Raw genomic sequence first — 20,357 nt, forward strand, 5'->3', positions numbered from 1 at the left:
TATATCATCCAAAACTTGGCATGTAAAGTTGCTCTGACATCCAACATATCTATTCTTCCCCGATTGTGTGTGCGAATGACCGTGATCTCGTTTTGCAGCGATTACGCAAACCCTTTTTGGATTTTGGACTTCATGTCACGATACAGCTCTCCGTATGTAATCGCATGCTCGATATGTGAATAGGAAAGTACGGAATCGCCATCCTTGCTCTCGCAGCATGCAAAGAACAAGCTTTCCATCAGATTGTGATTTTCGATGGAATTGGTAATATGGACGCAATCCTCAATCGAATCATGAGCGTCATGCTTGTAAAAAAGAAATGTCCCTTCTTTGAACGCCCCTTTTTTGTTGGCGTCTTTCCAAATGAGCATGCCCAAGGTAATAAAGTACCCTTCCTGGAAACGGATGACGCCTGTAATGACAGAATTAATCGTGGTCGGAATGATCGCAATCGAGTCATTGAGCTGATTGACGTATTCATACAACACTTTATTGGATTCTCGAAGATCAGCGATTGGTACATGAAGAAGCTGCTTGTCTCTTAATTTTTCTACGAGCTGCTGAACGCATAGCGTCTTATTCAAAGTTGAAATCACAACCTCATCACTTCTCCCATTGTAAGTAAGTGCCTTCTTTACGTTATTCGTGATGAATGGACATATCCCTACAAAATTCGCACAAATCTTCTTACCTTTTCTGCGAGAATCAAATTTTACCATATTTTATTTTTTTCACTGTTCCGCGGTCAAGATTGGCTCTACCGTGACCGTGAATATTACTCAGACCATTCCATGTAAAAAGCCCTTCACGCCTTTATGTGGCGAGAAGGGCTTTTTGGCGCAAATTTACGCCTTGCCTTTTAAATAATCATCTTTTAGCTTCTTTTCCTTCTCGTCTGTAGTCATCTCTTTCTCCAATACTTGATACATCAGTTCATCCTTTACATGACGGGAGATTCCTTTTTCCTGATGATTCGGGACCGATGTGCTCGTGACAGAGTCTTGTTCCATACTGTGTACCTCCATGGCTTTTTGGGGTTAGCTTACCCGAAAGCGCCCACTCCATTCACCACACCCGCTGAACACTGAGCATTTTTCGCAGTTCGTCGACCGAGCGTGGAATATCACCGCCAAGTTCCCGCTTCCACTGTTCAGGCAGTGCCTCCCACACATCAACGAGCAACGGCATACCCAGATGAAGACTCTCTAGCATGGTTCTATTTTCCAATGCCTCCTGCGGATCTCCCGCGAACACAAGCCTGCCTTTATCCATGATGCAGATCCACTCTGCCCATTCAAACGCAATATCCATATCGTGTGTCGCCATCAAAACAGTCGTTCCTTGCTGGTGAATGGCATCGAGCTCCCGCAGCAAATTTTTTGTCTGATAGCGATCCAGATATGCAGTAGGCTCGTCCAACAGCAAAAGCTCGGGCTCCATGACCATGACCCCCGCGAGTGCCAGACGTCGTTTTTGTCCCAGGCTCAAATGATGAATCGGAGCTTCTGCCAGCTCCCTCAACCCGAATGCATCCAGCACCTTTTCTACCTTTGCCCGGATTACGTCCACAGACAGCTTCTGATTGCATAAACCGTAGGATATATCTTCCGCAACCGTGCTTGCAATCAGCTGATGCTCGGGATCTTGAAAGACCAAGCCTACCTTTTGCGTCATCTCTTGCAGTGCGGCTCGTTTATAGACAAGCGGTTTCCCCTTCCACAGCACCTGTCCCTGCTGTGGCTCGATGATCCCGTTTCCATGCAAGAACAAGGTCGACTTCCCACAGCCATTTCGTCCCAAAAGGACACATTTTTTCCCCTCTGGAATCCATAAGGACAACCCTGACAGGACGGGTTCCCGCCCTCCCGGATACGTGTACTGCAAATCGATGAACTCCAACAACCGTGATGTCATAACCACCAACCTCCTGTCCACCACTCAAGCAGTACCAGCAGCATACAGCCTGCGATTGACTCCCACTCATAGCGGCGCGAGCGAGCATGGGTATGGAACGCGAGCACCTGCATGCTCTCCCCGAAGCCTCTAGCCGCCATTCCTTTGTGCAAAGCTTCGTATTTGCGCATCGCTCTGACAAACAATTGCGCAACGAGAACCCCTGCATCTCGAAGCGTCGCGCGGAAACCGCGATGACCTCCCCGAGAACGTTGGGCAATCCAGAGCTGGTGAGAAATCGTTACCAACACAAAAATAAAGCGATACATGATCATTAATAAGTCAGTCACAAGGACAGGCATACGAAGTCGGCGAAGCACCTGCAAGATTTCAGCAAACGGCACGGTAAACAAAATGAAAGCAAAGCAAGATAAGCTCGCCATGGTACGCCAAAATAAAATCCAAACTTTACTAAATGATGACGTAGGCACATAGAGCACATACGAACCCAACTCCCATGCTGCCGCGACCTGGACGTGTACTTCTCCTGCTCTCGCCCCTTCTACCAATAGGGCAGGGAGCCCCGCCACGAAAAACGAGAGCGACACGATCATAAAGGCACAATAGATACGGACAGGAATACGGGCATACACCACTACCCATACCGTCATCCAAACAACGACGGCCATCTGCATCCATACATGTCCCACCAAGACGAGTAGTAACAATGCACTCGCCAGCAATAACTTATGAGCTGGCGGCAGACGTTTTAGCCTGCTTTGATAAGAAAGTGAATCAAGCTGCAGACCGTTCATTTTTTCCGCTTATCCAACCGACCTTTGTACAAGCCTACAGCGTAGCCAACCACTCCCGCTCCCAACGCCGCCTGCACCGCAAACAATAGACTCTCCGTCTCTCCCCCTGGTGGTTCTATCAGCGGTTGAAACCACGGTTCGTAATTCGGAGCAATTTCCTTAATCGCTTCCTCCGCTACGCCGTCTGCGCCGCCAAATTCCGAATCCTGCACCAGCAACAGCGGGACAATCGCCAATACGATTACCCCCAAGAGTAAAAGCCAGTTCCATCCTTTTTTCACAGCGATTCCTCCCGTTTGAGCAAACGAAGCTGTGTAAGCTCTTTTGCGTTGTAAGATAACAACCAGTTCCAAACAAGGACAGTCAACAGACCTTCACTGATTGCGAGCGGTACTTGCGTGAATGCAAAAATTCCTGCAAATTTGGCAAACGAGGCCAACACTCCGCCAGATTCAGCTGGAAATGCGAGTGCCAGTTGAATCGAAGTCACCAAATAGGTAGTGAGGTCAGCCAAAGCAGCCGCCGCAAAAACAGCCAGACGTTGGCTTCCGTTGACCTTCATGATCATCCGATAGATTCCGTATGCCACCAGTGGTCCTACTACAGCCATGGATACAGCATTTGCCCCTAGCGTAGTCAAACCTCCATGTGCCAAAAGCAAAGCTTGAAACAAGAGCACCATGCTCCCTAACACAGACATCGCAAAAGGCCCAAACATAATGGCGCCAAGCCCCGTTCCAGTCGGATGAGAGCTGCTGCCTGTAACCGAAGGTATTTTCAGTGCAGATAAAACAAACGCAAACGCTCCAGCAACGCCAATAAGGAGCTTCATTTCAGGATGTTCTTTTACAATCTTGTTAATCGAGCGAATTCCAAGCATAAAAAATGGCAAGAAGACAGCCCACCAAAATAGGGCCCAGGACAATGGCAAATACCCTTCCATGATGTGCATCGCATGTCCTGTCTCTGGTTCATTGAGCAAAAAATACAGGACAAAGCCCGCGATCATCAGACAAGTCGATACGAGACGAGATCGATTCATGTTCATTCCTCCTTCACTGACTTTCGTTCTTTCCTACAAATAAAAAAATCCCATCCATCAATGGACGAGATGTGCACACAAAACAACAGACTAACTATACAGCCTCATTGCCTCGTATTCACCGCTCCTTTCCGCGAAGGTTCTGTGGTGTGGCTACTAGGTAGGTCTCCTGGCTTCCAGATCCATGCGCTCTTTGTCCTTCCCCATACGAAAATGAGTGGTTTCCTTCTCAAAGAGAGCTCCTTGGTTACAGTGGCGGGACCGCTCGGGACTTTCACCCGATTCCCTGTTACCCTTTATGCGTCACATAAAGGCACCTAACGCCGACAATATGCAATTGACAGACAATTCATGTTTGTCCCACATCATTATACCGGATCACTACATAAATCGGAAGAATATAAGCAAAAACGCATAAGCCGATGCCCCACTACAAACGGAGCCATCGACCTATGCGTGCTTGTTCTATCTATTCTTTTGCGTCTACGCCAATTACTTCACTAATATGTTTAAAACCATCGCGCTGCATGAGCTTGAGCAGTTTTTTGTTAATTTGCTTGGCAATACCTGGGCCTTGATAAATCATCCCCGTATACACCTGAACGAGACTGGCTCCTGCTCGGATTTTCGCGTAGGCGTCTTCGCCGTTATAAATGCCTCCGACACCAATGATTGGTACCTTGTCTCCTACTTCTTGATAAATCTCCTTCACCCAAGCAGTGGAAAGCTCCGTAAGAGGTCTTCCGCTCAAGCCACCAGCTTCCTCGGCAAATCGATGTCCGGAAACCGCCTCGCGTGACAGTGTCGTATTGGTAGCGATAATTCCGGAAATGCCTTCTTCAACAGCAGCGTGAACAACATCGCGCATGTGCTCATCCGACATGTCTGGTGCTACTTTCAGCAATATCGGTTTTTTCTTGATGGCACGCGCTTCCATTTCGGTCGCCTTTTCCCTTACTGCACGCACCAAATGACGCAAGCTCTCTGTTTCCTGCAAGTCACGCAGATTCGGGGTATTCGGAGAGCTGATGTTAATGACGAAATAGTGACCGTATGCATAGAGCATGTCCATACATTTGCTATAGTCGATGGCCGCCTCTTCATTCGGCGTTACTTTGTTTTTCCCAATGTTAATCCCAATCGGAACATCTGAGTATGCGTAACCGACCAAATGCTGGGAAGCCAAATACGCACCGTGATTGTTGAAGCCCATCCGGTTAATGACAGCTTGATGTTCCGGCAATCGGAACAAACGCGGCTTCGGATTGCCTGGCTGCCCCTGCGGCGTCAACGTCCCGATTTCCACAAACCCAAAACCAAGAGCACCCAACGCATGATAGACTTCTGCATTTTTATCAAAACCGGCTGCAAGTCCGACTGGATTCGGAAACGTCATTCCCCACAGCTTATTCTCCAACCGCTGGTCTTTTACCTGATAGATCATCTTCAGGATGCTTTTGCCTGGAGCAGAATCCTCCACTAGCCTTAAGGCACCAATTGTCTTTTCATGAATCTCTTCCGCATCTTGCTGGAATAGATATTTTCTTATGAGCTGATACATCGGCTGCACTCCTTACTCCGTTTCTACCTTTTTACCTCATAGTAGAATACCATACTTTTTCGGGAGGATGTAACCTTTATACCTGATACATATTTCCAAGCAAGCAGGCAAATCCTAACAACACCACCACGCACAGGGGGATAAGTCTTTCATGAAAGTGGACGGAAAAATCGGGATTGGTCAAGCCATTATGGTGATGATGCTGACGATCGGCATTACGAACCACGTAACCGTCATCCCCCTCGTACTTAGTAAAGCAGGCAGAGATGCTTGGTTGAGCGTGTTGCTTTCAGGTATCCCCTTTTCCTTCTGGGCGTATCTGCTGTTTGTAATTAATCGAAGTTTGGTTCAACAGTCTTTGTATGAGTGGATTTCACAACGATCAGGAAAAATCGTCAGCAATTTCTTGCTCGTTCCAATCATGATTTGCCTGTACCTAATGGCGCTAACGAATCTGATCGATACGCAAACTTGGACAACCGTAAACTACTTGCCTCGAACACCCGAGTGGGTGACCGCTTTAGCCTTGATGGGGCTATGTGTACTCGCTTCTATTGGAGGTATGACCTCCGTTGGAATCACAGCAGGCATCTTGCTCCCCATAGTCGTGTTGCTCGGATTTTTCGTTGCTTTTGGCAATATTCCCAAAAAGGATTATAGTCTTTTGCTCCCGCTTTTCCAGAACGGTTTTCGTCCGCTGTTACATGGGATGCTTTACGTTGGCGGCGGTTTCACCGAGATGTTTCTGCTCCTGTTGCTCCAGCATCACGTACGAAAGCCGTTTCGACTCATACACTTTTTTGTCATGCTCGGTATCACGTTGCTGTTGACACTCAGCCCACTGACAGGGGCAATTGCAGAATTTGGACCTGTGGAGTCCGCTCGTCAACGTTTTCCTGCATTTGAACAATGGCGGCTACTCACGATCGGAAAAGACATCGAGAACATGGAGTTTTTCTCGATTTTTCAGTGGCTTTCTGGTGCTTTTATTCGAATAACGCTTTGCCTGATTCTTTTAGGAGATTTGATCACGATACGAACCCGAAAGCAACGCAAATTCATGATGCTGTTTTTCGGTGGAAGCATGATCGCCTTCACCAGCCTCCCTTACAGCGACATGCAATTCGTAGCCTTCTTATCGCGTGTATACTACCCACTTTACTTCGTCATCATGGTTGTTGTCTCACTCGCGCTCATCCTGATATCCCTGCGCAAACCATCCAGACAGGAGGGGGCCCCTTATGACCCTTGAAGAGGAACTGCGGGAAAAATTCGCGCATTGTGCGGACGTCGTTTTTTTGCGCATGGTCACATCTGAGGATCAGCCTGTATTGATGCTTTATTGCGAAGGACTTGCAGACGTTCGTCAATTACAAGATACGGCCTTGCCGCAATTGGAGCGATTCCTAGCTATTGGTGATTTGCGTTCGCTTCCTCTTTTCCCACTCTTCACGAACCCAGAGTTGTGGGTTGAGCGACTGTTTGCAGGAGATTTACTGATTTTTATTGGAGACTCTCCTCCGTTTGCCTGGGACATCTCCAATCGTCCAGAGCGCAATCCTGAAGAATCCAATACAGAGATTTCGATCAAAGGTCCTCGGGACGGCTTCGTCGAGGATCTCTCCACGAACGTTGCTCTCATTCGCAAGCGCATGCGAACGATTACTCTGGCCTATGAGCCTTTTATTCTCGGAACGCGCTCGCGCACAAGAATCGGTATGATGTATATCACAGATGGGGTATCTGAAGATCTGGTAGAGATGATGCGTGAGAGACTACACAAATGTACCTCAAAAAAAATTGTGAACAGCGCCATTCTGGAAAAGATACTGAGTGACAACACTCACTCCCTATTTCCATTGGTTGATTATACTGGACGCCCTGACTATGTCATTTATATGCTGCTGCAAGGTAAGGTCGTCGTATTGGTAGACGGCTCACCCTTGGCACTCGTGGCACCTGTAACCTTACTCGAACTAATCAAATCTCCTGAAGACGATCAGTACCCTGTTACCTATGTATGGCTGGAACGCATGCTGCGCCTGGGTGGATTTTGGATCGCAATCTTTCTGCCCGGCTTCTGGATTGCACTATCCGCCTTTAATGTAGAGCAATTTCCTTTTCAATTACTCGCAACCGTTACGCAGGGAAGAAAAGGGTTGCCCTTTTCCGCGCCAATGGAGCTATTTCTCATCTTGTTCATTTTTGAGTTTCTGCGTGAGGCAGGCGCCCGTCTGCCCAAAAACGTCGGGCAAACACTGGCACTGGTCGGTGCACTGATTATAGGAGATGCTTCCATTCGTGCAGGCCTGACTTCGCCTTCGATGTTGTTTATCGGCTCCCTTACCGTCGTCGCCTCCTTCACACTGGTCAACCAGTCATTAAGCGGCGCGGTAACAGTGGCGCGTTTCGCTGTTTTCTTCCTTTCTGCGATCATCGGCATGTACGGCTTTATCCTCGGGATGATTGCCATCGTGTACTACTTGTCCACCTTGACCTCCTTTGGCAGATCGTATATTTTGATGGGTTCATCCAACTCCTTGTCCACACTGTTCAATGTCTTGTTCAAATCCATGACCAGTTTTTTTCGGACAAGAACAGCTAAGGGTGGCGATAACAAATGAAGTGCATGCGGATTGCGTCGGCTATGCTGTTGTTGGCAACCACTCTTCTTAGCGGATGTTGGGATCAGAAAGCCATTCAGGACCTTCGCTACTTATCTGCGATGGGCATTGATTACATCAACAATGAGTATGTTTTTTACGCCCAATCCACCGATCTGTCTACCGTCGCCAAGCAGGAATCATCAACTACCCTTCAAGCTCCACCTGCCACCATTTCGATCGGAAAAGGGAAAACGCTTCAGTCTGCCTTCGATAACCTGCAAAAAAACGCACAGGTACCTGTGTTTCTAGGCTTTGTATCCTCCATCGTATTTCATGAGCGCCTCTTGAAAAAGGGCGTTATCACCTCCCATGATATTATGAATCGATACGGTCTGATTCGTTACACCAAGTGGGTATTCGGAACGCGGGAGCCGATTGAAAAAGTGTTAAGCTCCCATTCTTTGGTCGGATTTTCTCCATTGGACTCTCTCTTGCATCAGCCAAAGGATGTTTACGAGCAGCGTTCGTTTATCGAACCGATCCAATTTTATCGGTTTATCTCGAACTTTTGGGAGCCGTCAAACACCGTATTATTGCCAAACATCACACTTTACAAGCGTTCCTGGAAAGAAAATAACCGTTTTATTTCTCGTCTCTCCATCGATGGCATCCACGCCATTCATCGTGGAAATTGGCAGGGTTACTTCCCCAATCGTGATTTAATGGGAATTCGGTGGATGAATAGTGACACGGAATTTGCTGGCCTCATTGTCCGACAAAACAACACTCCCAAAGCGACAATGCGCATTGAGCATGTTGAATTGGACATCACTCCGATTACCACTGGAGAGCATCCTCGTTATCAGGTCAATGTCCGACTAAAGGGGTTCGTTCGTGAAATGATGAGTGCGGTTACGCCTGCTTTCGTACGAAAAAACTCCGAAGAACAGGTAGCCGAGCAAATTCGCGGGACGTTTCTAAAAGGAGTCAAAGCAGGGGTCGATCTGTATAGCTTGGAGGAACGTTTGTTTAAAAAAGACTACCAGGTTTGGCGAAAATACGAAATACGCAAGCGCAATAAGCTCACACCTGATTCCCTGACCCAAATCCAGGTGCAAGTGCACTTAAGTGATTCCGGAAAAATGAAGATGGGTTCGGTCAAATACCCTGACCCGCTTGGGCCGAATGAATGAATAAAAAAACTGCTTGCCGCAAACTCGGACAAGCAGTTTCTTCTTTTATTTACGTTGAAGCTAGTTTTTCACCAGCAAAACTTCCTCGATAGAAGCATACGGCAGGCTATGCGCATCAGCTACAGCCTTGTAAGCTACTTTGCCGTCGATGACGTTTACGCCTTTTGCCAATGCTTTGTTGTCGCGAATTGCTTGTGCGTAGCCTTTGTTCGCCAATTGTACCGCGTAAGGAACGGTTACGTTGGTCAGGGCCAATGTAGATGTACGAGCGACTGCACCAGGCATGTTGGCTACCGCATAGTGAATCACACCGTGCTTTTCATAGGTTGGTTTGTCATGCGTAGTGATACGGTCAACAGTTTCAATCGATCCGCCTTGGTCAATCGCAACGTCTACGATCACAGAACCAGGTGACATGTCTTTTACCATATCTTCTGTTACCAGACGTGGAGCACGAGCACCCGGAATGAGTACAGCGCCTACCAGCAAATCTGCTTTTTTCACAGCGCTTGCGATGTTGAAGGAATTGGACATCAGCGTCTGAACGCGGCCTTGGAACAGGTCATCCAGTTGGCGCAGACGGTCTGCGTTTACATCGATGATCGTTACATTTGCACCCAGTCCAAGCGCCATTTTCGCTGCGTTTGTCCCTACGATTCCGCCGCCGATTACGACTACCTCGCCTTTTGGTACGCCTGGTACGCCACCGAGCAGAACGCCTTTTCCACCGTATTGCTTTTCCAAGAATTGCGCGCCGATTTGAACGGACATGCGGCCCGCTACTTCAGACATCGGCATCAACAGTGGCAGAGCGCCATTGTCGAGCTGGATGGTTTCGTAAGCGATTGCAATCACTTTTTTATCGATCAATTCACGAGTCAATTCAGGCTCTGGTGCGAGATGCAAATACGTGAACAGAATCAGACCCTCGCGGAAATATCCGTATTCAGCAGGGAGTGGTTCTTTTACTTTCATTACCATGTCAGACGCCCATGCTTCTGCTGCTGTTTCTACGATCTCAGCGCCTACTGCCTTGTAATCTTCATTCGTAAAACCACTGCCTTGCCCTGCACTTGTTTCTACACGAACGGAATGGCCGTTTTGTACCAGAGCAGCTACACCTGCTGGGGTAATGGCTACGCGGTTCTCATTATTTTTAATTTCTTTTGGAATTCCAACGATCATGATAAGTATGTCCTCCTTGGAAACGCCAATTTCTTTGCGGTTACTATTATTGTACAGCGTATCCTCGGGCATACTCCTTGGAGATTCCTTTAATTTTAGCGTCTTTTCATTTGTGAAAATTCACAAACAAACTACTGTTCCCCATCTAATTTGGCTATTTTCAACTCTAAATATAAGGCAGCCCGCTGGTTCATATTGTCGAGATCGACACGCATGATCTCCTCAATTCGTCTCAGTCGATAGCTCAACGTATTAATGTGGATATGCAGGCGCTCTGCTGTCTTGTTGACCTTGCCGGCGGCATCCAAAAAAGTCTCCAATGTTGTCAAGAGCGTGGTCTGGTTGTCGCGATCGTACTGTCTGAGCTTTTCCAGCCGTTCATTCTGATAGCCCTGCTCCTCTTCCCACTGCTTCAGTTGTAGTAGATACCGGTAAATCCCAAGCTCGTGGTACCCGTGAATCCCCTCATTTTCCTGCGGAAACAGCTTCTTGATCTTGAGCGCATGCAGCGCTTCCCTGTAGCTTTTCACAATATCCGTGTAAGACTTGTAGTCTCTCCCGTACCCGGCAATCACCTGGCGTCCTTCCGTGACATGTGCTTCGAGCTTGCCAAGCGAGTCGGAAAGGAACTGTTCCACCTTGCGAATAAGCACGTCACTCTTGTCTTTTTTCGCATCGGACAGACCGATCAATAAGATAATTTGCGAGCCATCGACAACCCAGAGCAGCTTGTCACGCATTAATAACGGATACAAGTACTGGTCCAGACGCGCTCCTGCCGCTTCAATAATACAAATGAGATAAGAGGTTGGAAGCTGCATCTGCAAGGTGTCCGCTTTTTGGCGAATGACAGCCTCACTGCTGTGATTCCCCAGCAACAGCTCCCATAGAAATTCCTTGCGTCGCTGCTCCTCCGCCTTGCGTTTTCCCTGCCGTTGGATGAGACGCGAGACAGCTACGCGTGCTGCCTGACGAAGAATTTCATCATCTTCCCGGGTAATCGGTCGATTCACCTCTTGTGCCCAAATGTAACCGAGCACGTCGCTCCCTCTGCGAATGGCAATCGCCACACGCTTCCCCAAGCCGATTTCGTCCTTGGCCGGGATGTGTACGGGGTCGTCTTGCGTTAACAGCTCCTGGAATACGCCGTCCTTCCAGAGGCGCGTCAGTACTTTTTCCGGTACCCGTCGCCCCATGATGGTAGACCAGCGCGCTTCATCAGTGCTTTCTCCGTGTGAGCTGTAAGCAATCAGTTTATGATCGGCATCTTCAACCGTTATCGGATTTTGCAAAAGTTCTCCAATGACATCAGCTAATTCGTCGATATCAGCATGCTGATACTGTTGAAAATAGTTAGGCTCTACGGGCACACTTTCACCTCTTTACCGCTCTTTTCTACGCGTTCCTCTATTATAGTAGAAAACATGACTTCGCTAAACGCTCTCGGTCAATTAATAAGTAGCGGTCGGAATCATGTCGCTGTCATGCGAATTGACACAAAGGAATCGGGTGACCTCGCCTGTACGGTTCACCCAGTTGTGCGGTACGGATGAATCCATGTGAATGCTGTCGCCAGGGAACAAATCATGCTCCTCTTCCCCCAGCAAAAGAGTCAACACACCCTCGAGGACGTAAATAAACTCTTGACCCTTATGCACAAAAGGCGTGCCTTTTTCTCCATGCGGTGAAAGCGTGACGAGAATCGGTACCAGCGACGGATTCTCCAAATCACCGGACAGGTCCTCATACACAAAAGGCGCATGAAAAAGCCCAGATCGCTCTTTGCTCGCCCTGCGTACCTGCCCATTCCCTCCACTCGACTCACCCGAAAAGAAATAGCCTGGGCTCACTCCCAAGGCTTCCGAAATTTTTTTCAATGACTCCAGCGTGATGGAAGACTTCCCACGCTCTACTTGGGACAAAAAGCTGATCGACAGCTGTGTTTTTTCTGCAATTTGTTTGAGTGTCTTCTTTTTGCCGACACGAAGCGATTTGATTAATACACCAATGGTAGGTTCCATTTGCATACCTCGCCGTAAAAAGGATAGGTCTATCATAATCAATTTTTACTATTGCTACAAATTATATTGCATTTTATAATCTTTATTATTATCAGATTTGTAATCGCTTTATTTTTAAAAATTGAAGTGTTACTTCACTCATAAATTGAAGTGACACTTCAATATCTACCGACAAAGGAGGATTACCCGATGGCATTACAAACACAAGCGGGCGTTTCCAAAAAGGTTCAAAACAAAGCGTTGGTCGCGAGCCTGATTGGCAGCTCCATTGAGTGGTTTGACTTTTTCCTGTATGGAACCATGGCATCGCTCGTATTCAACAAGCTATTTTTTCCTTCTTCTGATCCAACTGTAGGCTTACTGCTCTCTTATCTCTCATTTGGTCTTCCTTTTTTCATCCGGCCATTGGGTGGCGTGATCTTCAGTCATATCGGGGACAAAATCGGTCGTAAAAAGACGCTGGTCTTGACGTTGTCGCTGATGGGAGGCGCTACCGTCTTGATCGGTTTGCTGCCTGATTACAATGCCATTGGCATCTGGGCTCCGATTCTTCTCGTCCTGATGCGTTTGATTCAAGGCTTGGGGATCGGCGGTGAATGGGGTGGTGCATTGCTTCTCGCCGTAGAGTACTCCGGCAAAGGCAGACGCGGCTTTTTTGGAAGTATCCCGCAAATGGGTGTAACGATCGGTATGCTGCTCGGTACGTTGGCTATTTCATTGATGAGTGCGCTTCCCGATGATCAATTCATGTCTTGGGGCTGGCGAATTCCGTTTTTGTTGAGTGCAGCACTTGTCTTTTTAGGACTCTGGATTCGCAATGGCATCGATGAAACGCCAGCTTTTCAAGAAGCAAAAAAGACGGGGAACATTGCGAAAGTTCCCATCGTAGATACATTTCGCTATCACTGGAAAGCTGTTCTGATTGCCGTCGGAGCCAAAGTGGTAGAAACGGCGCCGTTCTATATTTTCTCGACGTTTATTATTGCCTACGCGACGAACTACTTGGGCTACGACCGAATAACGGTACTCAATGCCGTGACGATCGCCACATTAGTGACAACCATCGCAATTCCGTACATGGGCATGCTGTCCGATAAGGTAGGCAGAAAGCCATTGTATATCGTGGGAACTATAGCGATGATGCTGTTTGCATTCCCTTACTTTTATATGCTGTCATTGAAATCAGCCCTTTGGCTTACCGTCGCTACAGTCATCGGACTCGGGATTCTCTGGGCTCCGGTCACAGCTGTATTGGGTACGATGTTCTCCGAGATTTTCAGTACGAATGTACGCTATACTGGGGTAACGGTTGGCTACCAGCTCGGTGCTGCTTTAGCGGGCGGTACTGCTCCGCTGATCGCTACTGCCTTGTTAAGCTCATTCAACTCGTGGGTGCCAATCGCTTTGTACATTGTCATTTCCGGGGTTATTTCTCTCCTTGCGATTTCTGCTACGAAGGAAACAAAGGATTTGGATTTGGACGAATCCTGATGGAAAGGAAGAATGAGATGCTAGTATTAAGCCGTGAAAACATTGAACAAATCTATACGATGAAAGATTGCTTGGAAGATGTGGAACACGTCTTCCGTGAGCATATGCTAGGAAACGTCACCACCCCTGTTCGAACTGCTATTGACCATCCGAAATACGGAGCAACCAGTCTATACATGCCGTCCTATTTGGAAACGGACGAATACGTAGCGGTAAAAATCATCAGTATTTTCCCGGAGAATCACAAGCACGATATCAAAGCACTCCAAAGCGTGATCGTGTTGACCGAAGCAAAAACGGGACAGCATGTGGCGATGATGGACGCGAGCCTGTTGACGATTATGCGCACAGGTGCAAGCAGTGGCGTTGCAACCAAATACTTGGCAAAAGAAAATGCGAAAAGCTGTGCTGTGTTGGGATGCGGGGCACAATCCATCGGACAGATTCAAGCCGTCATGGAAGTCCGTCCGCTGACAAACATTTATCTCTATAACCGCACACGGGGGAAAGCGGACGAAATGAAACAAACACTACTCTCGCTCTACCCGGAGTGGCAAGGCGAAATCGCGGTTATGGATGATGCCAATGAAGCGGTTGCGAATGCCGAAATCGTGATTTGCAGCACCAAGGCTACCAGTCCGTTGTTTGATGGAACACGCTTGCGTCCTGGTACGCATATCAATGCCATCGGTGCTTTTCTTCCCCATATGCAGGAGGTCGACTTGACTACTGTACAAAACAGCAAAGTCGTGGTCGATACACTCGAGGGAGCCCAGCACGAAGCCGGCGATTTGCTCATTCCGATTGAACGCGGCGAATGGAGCTTTGAACAATTGCACGCTGAGCTGGGAGACATTCTGATTGGGAAAAAGCCTGGCCGAGAAAACGATGAAGAAATCACGCTGTACAAATCCGTGGGTATTGCCTATTTGGACACAGCCGTTGCCAAAACGGTCTATGAACGTGCGAAAGCAAACGGCATTGGAACAGAAATCAGCTTGTAAATCTTGGCTTATAAAAAACAGCCGCCTTCCCACCCGGGCTTTGGCGGCTGTTTGCTTTTTCCTGTTTACAAAAGTCGTGCGATTGCATCGAGTATCTGCTCTTTTTGAAAAGGCTTCACGACGAAATCACTCGCTCCTGTTTTCATCGCTTCCAGCACCTTCTGCCGGTGCCCGACTGCCGAGCAGATCAAAATTTTGGCATCACGGTCAAATTCCAAGATGTGATGCATGGCTTCAATCCCGTGCATGTGCGGCATAGTAATATCCATGGTGACAATATCCGGCTTGAGCTCCTTGTACTTTTCAATTGCCTCCAAACCATTGCTCGCTTCTCCACAAACTTCATGTTGTTCGCCTAGCATATCCGTCAGCACCCTTCTCGTGAAGGCTGCGTCATCTACTATCAGCAATCGGGCCATGCAGTCTTATCCCCTCGCATCTCGCTTGCTATTCTACTTCCTACTTTTGCAGAAATCGCAAGCCTTGTCCACGAGAGAAAATGACTTCTTTTGTCGAATGTGGCGAACTCCGATCGGTTTTATGAAATAAAGCCGATTCGCTCGCTGCTCTCTTTCGAATCGCTGTCACTGGCGGGTTCAGCTGTCCCGCTCGACGCCAGAGGACTATCTGGTTTCGGGTGTGGAGTGGTCTCTCCAATCTCCGGTCGATCGACCTGTGTTACCTCATCAGGAATATGAATCTGGGGGATTTCCACCATATCGTTTTCCATCGCGTGTACGCCTCCCTTCTGTTCCCGCTTGGCAGGATGTTCTCCATACGCTTAGCCTGTCCGTATCCCTTTTTTCCATGCACAACCTTCACAGAACCGATATAATAGACATGACGTGTATTTATATTTTTAAGTGGATTATGCTTTTTTTCTATGGAGGAATCCCGCATGCCAAAGCTGCTGCCATTTCCCGTCTTATTTACCGGTTTGGTAGTCGGGCTGCTTCTGCTCATTACCAGTCAGTTCGTTACAAGCATGAAGCATCTCGATAAAGTCATAAATAAAAGCAGCCATTCTTCTGACAAAGTGCGTGTCGCCCTGTTACTGGAGGGCCCCACTTATGATCAAGGCTGGAACAGCAGTGCACTGGAGAGTATGACAGAACTGCAAAAAAGATTTAACTTTTCACTCGAAATCGCTAATAATATAAAACCGGAGCAGATCACGAAGGTGGCTGAGAAATATGCAGCCAACGACTATGATCTCATACTCGGTCATGGCCTCATCTTCTCTGATCCTTTTACAGACGTGGCACTTCGATATCCGAAATCACATTTTGTTTCCTTTAACGGAGAGGCTCCGCATCCGAATCAGACGACGATTCGTTACGATATGAAGCCTGCTGGCAAGCTCGTCGGCATACTTGCGGCGAAGATGTCGAAATCGGATAAAGTTGGATACATCTTGGTAGACAAGCCCACAGAGCTCCTGCAATTAGAAGGCTTTATCGAGGGTGTGAAAAAGGCATCGCCCAACACGTCTATTGTCGTGGGAAAAGTTCCTGATTTCTTCAATGATATTGAGGGAGCCATTCGCACGACTCGCGACATGATATCTCAAGGTGTGGATGTCATTTACACCACAGGCGACAGCTTCAATCTTGAAGTGATTACAGAAGCGCAGCGCGCAGGAGTATTCACCATCGGATACATTGCCGATCAGCGCTACATCGCTCCAGACTACGTGCTGGTCTCCATGATGCAGGATGTTCGTCAATGCTACCGCATCATCATGGAACAGTTTATTCAAGGGGAACTCCCCAATGGAAAAGTTATGTACGGACTTGCCGAAGGAGTCAACCATCTCAGTCAATTCGGTCACATGGTGCCAGCAAATGTACGTGAAGATTTAGAACGGGAATTGCAAAATCTCATTCCTTCCCGTGGCTCGTATGGAGGTTAATCAGCATGCCCCTTTTCAGCAATCTCGGATTTCAGAAAAAAATCATGCTCAGCTATCTCGTAATGATGCTTCTCATCGGTTGCGTAACGACCCTGTTCAGCTATCAAATGACAAAGGTCACCTCTGATGAAGTGTATTTGACGCAAAACCTCTTACCTCAAACGAGCGCCTTACTGGAAGTCAAAAACCAGATTTACACCAAGACATATGCGTTGAACATGTATACATTGACACGCAACGAGTCTTACCTGGATCAGTACTATACAAATCTGATCGATACCGCTCGTTTTTCCTCGCTTCCCAAAACCGAGGCGAACAGTGGCTTGTTTACCATTATTGAATCGATATCAAAACTGGACTTTATTTTTTTGAACAAAATAAATCCGTTGCTGCAAGCAGGGAATGTTCCCGCCGTCAGCTATGTCCTTTCCAATGAAGTACAGCCCTTGCTTGATCGATTGGAACGAGATCTCTCTTTCTCACTCAATCAGCTGGAGTATCAGACGAACAAAGAGTTTCAGAATTCGAATGAGAGCATCAAAGTCTCGTTGATTCTGACGTATTCGGTTTCTGTAGCCTCTATCTTGTTTGGGCTGTTCTGTACGTTTTACTTCCGAAATGAGCTGCTGCGCCCGATCCAGTCTCTGATGCAGCAAGCGCGTGAAGTATCGAAAGGAACATTCGGCCAACAAATCGTTTATACCCATCAAGATGAATTCCTTGAGTTGGCGCAAGAGTTCAATAAAATGTCGAGCAGCATCGCCAATCTATTCGCACAAGATGAAAGGCAACGGCAAATTTTAACCGAAGAAAAAAACATCCGGGAGCAAATCTTAAACTCTCTGCCTGTTGGCATTATTACTCATTCGCATGCGACAGTCGGTCTTCATGTAAACCAGTTGGCACAGCATTTGGTCAAGCTCGACGATCACGGTTACCCCGTGTCCAAGGTTTCCTTTGAAGCACCCACACGCAATGAGCCGACTCCCTGGTTCGTCAATCGCAAAATGACCTTGTACAAAAAAGACGACACACCATTCATTGCCCTTGTCTCCTACATCCCATTGCACAATCATCACCACGATCAGGAAACCGGGTGGATGGTCGCCTTCTTGGACATTACGGAGCAAGAGCAAATTCAAGAGTACTTGAATCAATCCGAGAAGCTGGCCATGGTCGGTCAGCTGGCAGCGGGAGCCGCTCATGAAATTCGCAATCCGCTAACGGTCATCTACGGCTTTATTCAGCTATTGGAACAGCGTTTATCGAATCAAGAGCGCGATTTGTACTACTTGCCCTTGATCTTGCAGGAAATTGAACGGGTCAACCGCATTGTGACGGAGTTGTTGATGCTATCCAAACCGTCCAAGCCCGATTATCGCGAGGTTCCGTTAGCCGGTGTCGTTCATTCGATTCTTCCCTTGATGAATGCCGAGGCTATGCTGCACGGGATTCAAATCGTAGACCGCTGTGATCCGAGCATTCGCATTCACGTCGATGTCGAGCAATTAAAGCAAATCCTGTTAAATTTAATGAAAAACAGCATTGAAGCCATGAAAGACGGCGGCGTTCTCTCCATTGAAAGCCGCCTGGACGAACAGGCTGTCCATATTCATGTCAGAGACACGGGAGAAGGCATTTCCCAAGAGTATCTGGTGCGTATATTCGATCCGTTCTTCTCCTTAAAAGAGGATGGAACAGGTCTGGGGCTGCCGATTTCCCGACGAATGGTTGAAAACCACGGTGGGGAGCTGCACGTGAACAGTAAGCTGGGGAAAGGAACGGAAATCATCATCACGCTACCGCTTACACCAAAAGAAGATTAGGCTTGCGCATCCAGCCAAGCGAACATCTTGCGTGTATACATCTCTATATCTTCTCCGACAAACAGATGGCTGGCCCCTTGCGCCAGCCATTTTTCATACGGTTTGCCTGCTCGCGTCAACGCATCTGCCAATTTATGAGCATGCTCCACTCCCACATTCTCATCTTCCGTTCCATGTATGATCAGCACAGGGCAAGAAATCTCGTCCATCCGATACAAAGGCGTCCGATCGCGGTAGGCATCCTCCTGCTTTCGCGGGTGACCGATGATTCTGCGCAGCATCCTTCTCAGATCAACCCGCTCCTCATAGGTCAAAAACATGTCGCTGACACCGCTCCATACGACGCAAGACAACACGCCCTTGCACTCAATTGCGGCAAACAAGGCCATGATGCCACCGCGTGAAAAGCCGTAGACGCTGATTCTCCCCTTATCCACCTTCTCTAGGTTGCCGAGCAATTCAAATGCAGCAAACACATCATGCCTGTCTGCCCCTCCGAATTCATCCCGGCCCTCTCCGCCTTCGTTGCCACGGTAATGAGGAGCGAGGACCACGTAGCCAAAGGCGGCCATTTGACTGATTCGCTCGGGTCTGACACGTCCCACTCCTTTTATCCCGCCTCGGCAATACAGGAGAGCCGGCAAACATGCTCCCTCCTGAAAATAGGCCTCTGGTACAGCCAAGGCAGCTTTTACCAGCAAGCCTTGACTGTAGTAGCTGACGGTATAGAGTCGCACTCCCGGATGGACTGTCTCCTCGGGTGTACATGCGACAAATGGTGAAGTATCTAGCTGCATCCTGCTCACGATTCCTCTCTCTGTGATCTCGTAATCGTATCCACAAGCGTAACCATCGAAGGTGATAGCCATTTCTTTTTATGATAAACAAGCTGAATGGAAAAAGGCGGCTTATCTGACTGAAACGGGACGGCTGTGAGCACCCCATCTGCTAGCTCTCTCTTGACCGCCATGAGCGGCAGCAAAGCTACACCCAAGCCACAGCGTACACACTGCTTGATCGCTTCCGGATTGCTGAACTGGCAGGCGATTCGCTGACTCATCCCAGCCTCTCCAAAGGCCTCCAGCAGCATGCCCCGATACGTACAGCCTTCTTCGGTCAATACAAGTGGCTCGCCGCTCAAATCATGGACAGTGAGTGCCGTTGCTGCTGTGAATCGATGTGCGGGTGGCATGACGATCACCAATTCTTCCTCACGAATAACGTGGGTGACTAACTCAGGGTCTGTACAAGGGCGATCGAAAATGATCCCGAAATCGAGATAACCATCTCTGATCTGTTGCACAATTTCTGCTTCCCCAGCCGTCCGCAATACTAAATCAACCTGAGGGTATTGCTGACAAAAAGCCTGCAAATACGGCGGCAGAAAGAACGCCGCCAATGTATCGATCGTTCCAATGGCAATCGGACCTGTCATCTGTTGCTTAATCACTTCTTTAGATTCCCCATACAGACGAATCAATTCCCGTGCATACGGCAGCAAGGCTTCACCTGCTTGCGTCAGTCGCAGCTTACGTCCGTATCTTTCAAATAGCGGGGCTCCATACGACTGCTCCAGCTTTTGCATTTGTGCCGTTACCGTCGGTTGAGCATAGCCCAGTTCTTCTGCTGCCCGTGTAAAGCTCCCATATCGAGCTACTTCGCGAAAAGTATGTAAATAGACCAGCTCCATCCCGCTTCCTCCCATAGAAATCAGTAATGATCCTCATTGAATAGTATAGATAACTGTGATGAATGCTTCAATGCTATGCTCTGTACATAACCATCATACGTACCGAGGAGGATTTTGA

General features: G+C 48.0%; 21 protein-coding genes and 1 riboswitch. Of the genes, 7 read left to right on the forward strand and 14 right to left on the reverse strand.

What is annotated here, in order from left to right; genetic code table 11:
• Window positions 1-101 precede the first annotated feature (101 nt).
• From ACFVS2_RS14810 to ACFVS2_RS14840, 7 genes are all read right to left on the reverse strand, one after another.
• Entirely contained in the window at window positions 102-596 is a 495-nt protein-coding gene (locus ACFVS2_RS14810) for a hypothetical protein (protein ID WP_390235053.1), read from the reverse strand.
• A 249-nt stretch (window positions 597-845) separates the two neighbouring features.
• Window positions 846-1,010 (reverse strand): hypothetical protein, encoded by a 165-nt coding sequence (locus ACFVS2_RS14815; RefSeq protein ID WP_390235055.1) that lies wholly within the window; start codon window positions 1,008-1,010, stop codon window positions 846-848.
• A 55-nt stretch (window positions 1,011-1,065) separates the two neighbouring features.
• Window positions 1,066-1,914 carry an energy-coupling factor ABC transporter ATP-binding protein gene (locus ACFVS2_RS14820; protein WP_390235056.1) on the reverse strand — a complete coding sequence of 283 codons (849 nt, stop codon included), beginning with the start codon at window positions 1,912-1,914 and terminating at the stop codon, window positions 1,066-1,068.
• Window positions 1,911-2,708, reverse strand: a complete 798-nt coding sequence (gene cbiQ, locus ACFVS2_RS14825) for a cobalt ECF transporter T component CbiQ (protein WP_390235058.1) — start codon at window positions 2,706-2,708, stop codon at window positions 1,911-1,913. The genes ACFVS2_RS14820 and cbiQ overlap by 4 nt, the downstream gene beginning before the upstream one ends.
• Complete coding sequence (locus ACFVS2_RS14830; protein ID WP_007718520.1) at window positions 2,705-2,989, reverse strand: energy-coupling factor ABC transporter substrate-binding protein; 285 nt, start codon at window positions 2,987-2,989, stop codon at window positions 2,705-2,707. The genes cbiQ and ACFVS2_RS14830 overlap by 4 nt, the downstream gene beginning before the upstream one ends.
• Window positions 2,986-3,750, reverse strand: coding sequence for an energy-coupling factor ABC transporter permease (locus ACFVS2_RS14835; RefSeq protein ID WP_390235061.1), 765 nt, complete (start codon window positions 3,748-3,750; stop codon window positions 2,986-2,988). The genes ACFVS2_RS14830 and ACFVS2_RS14835 overlap by 4 nt, the downstream gene beginning before the upstream one ends.
• A 142-nt stretch (window positions 3,751-3,892) precedes the next feature.
• Window positions 3,893-4,086, reverse strand: a riboswitch (cobalamin riboswitch).
• A 133-nt stretch (window positions 4,087-4,219) separates the two neighbouring features.
• Window positions 4,220-5,311 carry a quinone-dependent dihydroorotate dehydrogenase gene (locus tag ACFVS2_RS14840; RefSeq protein ID WP_390235063.1) on the reverse strand — a complete coding sequence of 364 codons (1,092 nt, stop codon included), beginning with the start codon at window positions 5,309-5,311 and terminating at the stop codon, window positions 4,220-4,222.
• A gap of 151 nt (window positions 5,312-5,462) precedes the next feature.
• On the opposite strand from ACFVS2_RS14840, the gene ACFVS2_RS14845 reads away from it, so the two are divergent.
• From ACFVS2_RS14845 to ACFVS2_RS14855, 3 genes are read left to right on the forward strand one after another with little or no spacing between them, the layout of a single operon-like run.
• A complete protein-coding gene (locus tag ACFVS2_RS14845; protein WP_390235065.1) occupies window positions 5,463-6,563 on the forward strand; it encodes a GerAB/ArcD/ProY family transporter in 1,101 nt (366 codons plus the stop codon).
• Window positions 6,553-7,935 (forward strand): spore germination protein, encoded by a 1,383-nt coding sequence (locus tag ACFVS2_RS14850; RefSeq protein ID WP_390235067.1) that lies wholly within the window; start codon window positions 6,553-6,555, stop codon window positions 7,933-7,935. The genes ACFVS2_RS14845 and ACFVS2_RS14850 overlap by 11 nt, the downstream gene beginning before the upstream one ends.
• A complete protein-coding gene (locus tag ACFVS2_RS14855; protein WP_390235069.1) occupies window positions 7,932-9,110 on the forward strand; it encodes a Ger(x)C family spore germination protein in 1,179 nt (392 codons plus the stop codon). Before ACFVS2_RS14850 ends, ACFVS2_RS14855 begins: the two co-directional genes overlap by 4 nt.
• Before the next feature lie 60 nt (window positions 9,111-9,170).
• Here the strand turns inward: ACFVS2_RS14855 and ald are convergent, their stop codons facing one another.
• The 3 genes from ald to ACFVS2_RS14870 form a co-directional block, all read right to left on the reverse strand.
• Window positions 9,171-10,295, reverse strand: coding sequence for an alanine dehydrogenase (gene ald / locus ACFVS2_RS14860; protein ID WP_390235072.1), 1,125 nt, complete (start codon window positions 10,293-10,295; stop codon window positions 9,171-9,173).
• 131 nt (window positions 10,296-10,426) lie between these two features.
• Complete coding sequence (locus ACFVS2_RS14865; protein WP_173616655.1) at window positions 10,427-11,665, reverse strand: PucR family transcriptional regulator; 1,239 nt, start codon at window positions 11,663-11,665, stop codon at window positions 10,427-10,429.
• An 81-nt stretch (window positions 11,666-11,746) separates the two neighbouring features.
• Window positions 11,747-12,316 carry a helix-turn-helix domain-containing protein gene (locus ACFVS2_RS14870; protein ID WP_390235074.1) on the reverse strand — a complete coding sequence of 190 codons (570 nt, stop codon included), beginning with the start codon at window positions 12,314-12,316 and terminating at the stop codon, window positions 11,747-11,749.
• A 189-nt stretch (window positions 12,317-12,505) separates the two neighbouring features.
• Between ACFVS2_RS14870 and ACFVS2_RS14875 the strand changes: the two genes are divergently transcribed.
• Together ACFVS2_RS14875 and ACFVS2_RS14880 are read left to right on the forward strand one after the other, a co-directional pair.
• On the forward strand, window positions 12,506-13,807 hold the full coding sequence (locus tag ACFVS2_RS14875; protein WP_390235076.1) for an MFS transporter: 1,302 nt from the start codon (window positions 12,506-12,508) through the stop codon (window positions 13,805-13,807).
• Between the two features lie 17 nt (window positions 13,808-13,824).
• Window positions 13,825-14,811, forward strand: coding sequence for an ornithine cyclodeaminase family protein (locus ACFVS2_RS14880; RefSeq protein WP_390235079.1), 987 nt, complete (start codon window positions 13,825-13,827; stop codon window positions 14,809-14,811).
• Between the two features lie 65 nt (window positions 14,812-14,876).
• Here the strand turns inward: ACFVS2_RS14880 and ACFVS2_RS14885 are convergent, their stop codons facing one another.
• Window positions 14,877-15,230, reverse strand: a complete 354-nt coding sequence (locus tag ACFVS2_RS14885; RefSeq protein WP_390235082.1) for a response regulator — start codon at window positions 15,228-15,230, stop codon at window positions 14,877-14,879.
• 119 nt (window positions 15,231-15,349) lie between these two features.
• Entirely contained in the window at window positions 15,350-15,541 is a 192-nt protein-coding gene (locus tag ACFVS2_RS14890; RefSeq protein WP_048034665.1) for a hypothetical protein, read from the reverse strand.
• 168 nt (window positions 15,542-15,709) lie between these two features.
• Here ACFVS2_RS14890 and ACFVS2_RS14895 point away from each other — a divergent pair, with 168 nt between their 5' ends.
• On the forward strand, window positions 15,710-16,723 hold the full coding sequence (locus ACFVS2_RS14895) for a BMP family ABC transporter substrate-binding protein (RefSeq protein WP_390235084.1): 1,014 nt from the start codon (window positions 15,710-15,712) through the stop codon (window positions 16,721-16,723).
• Between the two features lie 5 nt (window positions 16,724-16,728).
• Window positions 16,729-18,549, forward strand: a complete 1,821-nt coding sequence (locus tag ACFVS2_RS14900; protein WP_390235086.1) for a sensor histidine kinase — start codon at window positions 16,729-16,731, stop codon at window positions 18,547-18,549.
• On the opposite strand, the gene ACFVS2_RS14905 is transcribed toward ACFVS2_RS14900, so the two are convergent.
• A complete protein-coding gene (locus ACFVS2_RS14905) occupies window positions 18,546-19,346 on the reverse strand; it encodes an alpha/beta hydrolase family protein (RefSeq protein ID WP_390235484.1) in 801 nt (266 codons plus the stop codon). The two genes, ACFVS2_RS14900 and ACFVS2_RS14905, sit on opposite strands and share 4 nt — an antisense overlap.
• Before the next feature lie 5 nt (window positions 19,347-19,351).
• Window positions 19,352-20,239, reverse strand: a complete 888-nt coding sequence (locus ACFVS2_RS14910; RefSeq protein WP_390235089.1) for a LysR family transcriptional regulator — start codon at window positions 20,237-20,239, stop codon at window positions 19,352-19,354.
• Window positions 20,240-20,357: the final 118 nt, after the last annotated feature.

The organism is Brevibacillus sp. NPDC058079 (assembly GCF_042885155.1).
Classification (GTDB): Bacteria; Bacillota; Bacilli; order Brevibacillales; family Brevibacillaceae; genus Brevibacillus.

Excerpts from the sequence above, each read along its gene's own strand:
- ACFVS2_RS14815 (WP_390235055.1), bottom strand. The coding sequence starts at position 1,010 with ATGGAACAAGACTCTGTCACGAGCACATCGGTCCCGAATCATCAGGAA.
- ACFVS2_RS14820 (WP_390235056.1), bottom strand. The coding sequence starts at position 1,914 with ATGACATCACGGTTGTTGGAGTTCATCGATTTGCAGTACACGTATCCG.
- cbiQ (WP_390235058.1), bottom strand. The coding sequence starts at position 2,708 with ATGAACGGTCTGCAGCTTGATTCACTTTCTTATCAAAGCAGGCTAAAA.
- ACFVS2_RS14835 (WP_390235061.1), bottom strand. The coding sequence starts at position 3,750 with ATGAATCGATCTCGTCTCGTATCGACTTGTCTGATGATCGCGGGCTTT.
- ACFVS2_RS14840 (WP_390235063.1), bottom strand. The coding sequence starts at position 5,311 with ATGTATCAGCTCATAAGAAAATATCTATTCCAGCAAGATGCGGAAGAG.
- ACFVS2_RS14845 (WP_390235065.1), top strand. The coding sequence starts at position 5,463 with ATGAAAGTGGACGGAAAAATCGGGATTGGTCAAGCCATTATGGTGATG.
- ACFVS2_RS14850 (WP_390235067.1), top strand. The coding sequence starts at position 6,553 with ATGACCCTTGAAGAGGAACTGCGGGAAAAATTCGCGCATTGTGCGGAC.
- ACFVS2_RS14855 (WP_390235069.1), top strand. The coding sequence starts at position 7,932 with ATGAAGTGCATGCGGATTGCGTCGGCTATGCTGTTGTTGGCAACCACT.
- ald (WP_390235072.1), bottom strand. The coding sequence starts at position 10,295 with ATGATCGTTGGAATTCCAAAAGAAATTAAAAATAATGAGAACCGCGTA.
- ACFVS2_RS14870 (WP_390235074.1), bottom strand. The coding sequence starts at position 12,316 with ATGGAACCTACCATTGGTGTATTAATCAAATCGCTTCGTGTCGGCAAA.
- ACFVS2_RS14875 (WP_390235076.1), top strand. The coding sequence starts at position 12,506 with ATGGCATTACAAACACAAGCGGGCGTTTCCAAAAAGGTTCAAAACAAA.
- ACFVS2_RS14880 (WP_390235079.1), top strand. The coding sequence starts at position 13,825 with ATGCTAGTATTAAGCCGTGAAAACATTGAACAAATCTATACGATGAAA.
- ACFVS2_RS14885 (WP_390235082.1), bottom strand. The coding sequence starts at position 15,230 with ATGGCCCGATTGCTGATAGTAGATGACGCAGCCTTCACGAGAAGGGTG.
- ACFVS2_RS14890 (WP_048034665.1), bottom strand. The coding sequence starts at position 15,541 with ATGGAAAACGATATGGTGGAAATCCCCCAGATTCATATTCCTGATGAG.
- ACFVS2_RS14895 (WP_390235084.1), top strand. The coding sequence starts at position 15,710 with ATGCCAAAGCTGCTGCCATTTCCCGTCTTATTTACCGGTTTGGTAGTC.
- ACFVS2_RS14900 (WP_390235086.1), top strand. The coding sequence starts at position 16,729 with ATGCCCCTTTTCAGCAATCTCGGATTTCAGAAAAAAATCATGCTCAGC.
- ACFVS2_RS14905 (WP_390235484.1), bottom strand. The coding sequence starts at position 19,346 with ATGCAGCTAGATACTTCACCATTTGTCGCATGTACACCCGAGGAGACA.
- ACFVS2_RS14910 (WP_390235089.1), bottom strand. The coding sequence starts at position 20,239 with ATGGAGCTGGTCTATTTACATACTTTTCGCGAAGTAGCTCGATATGGG.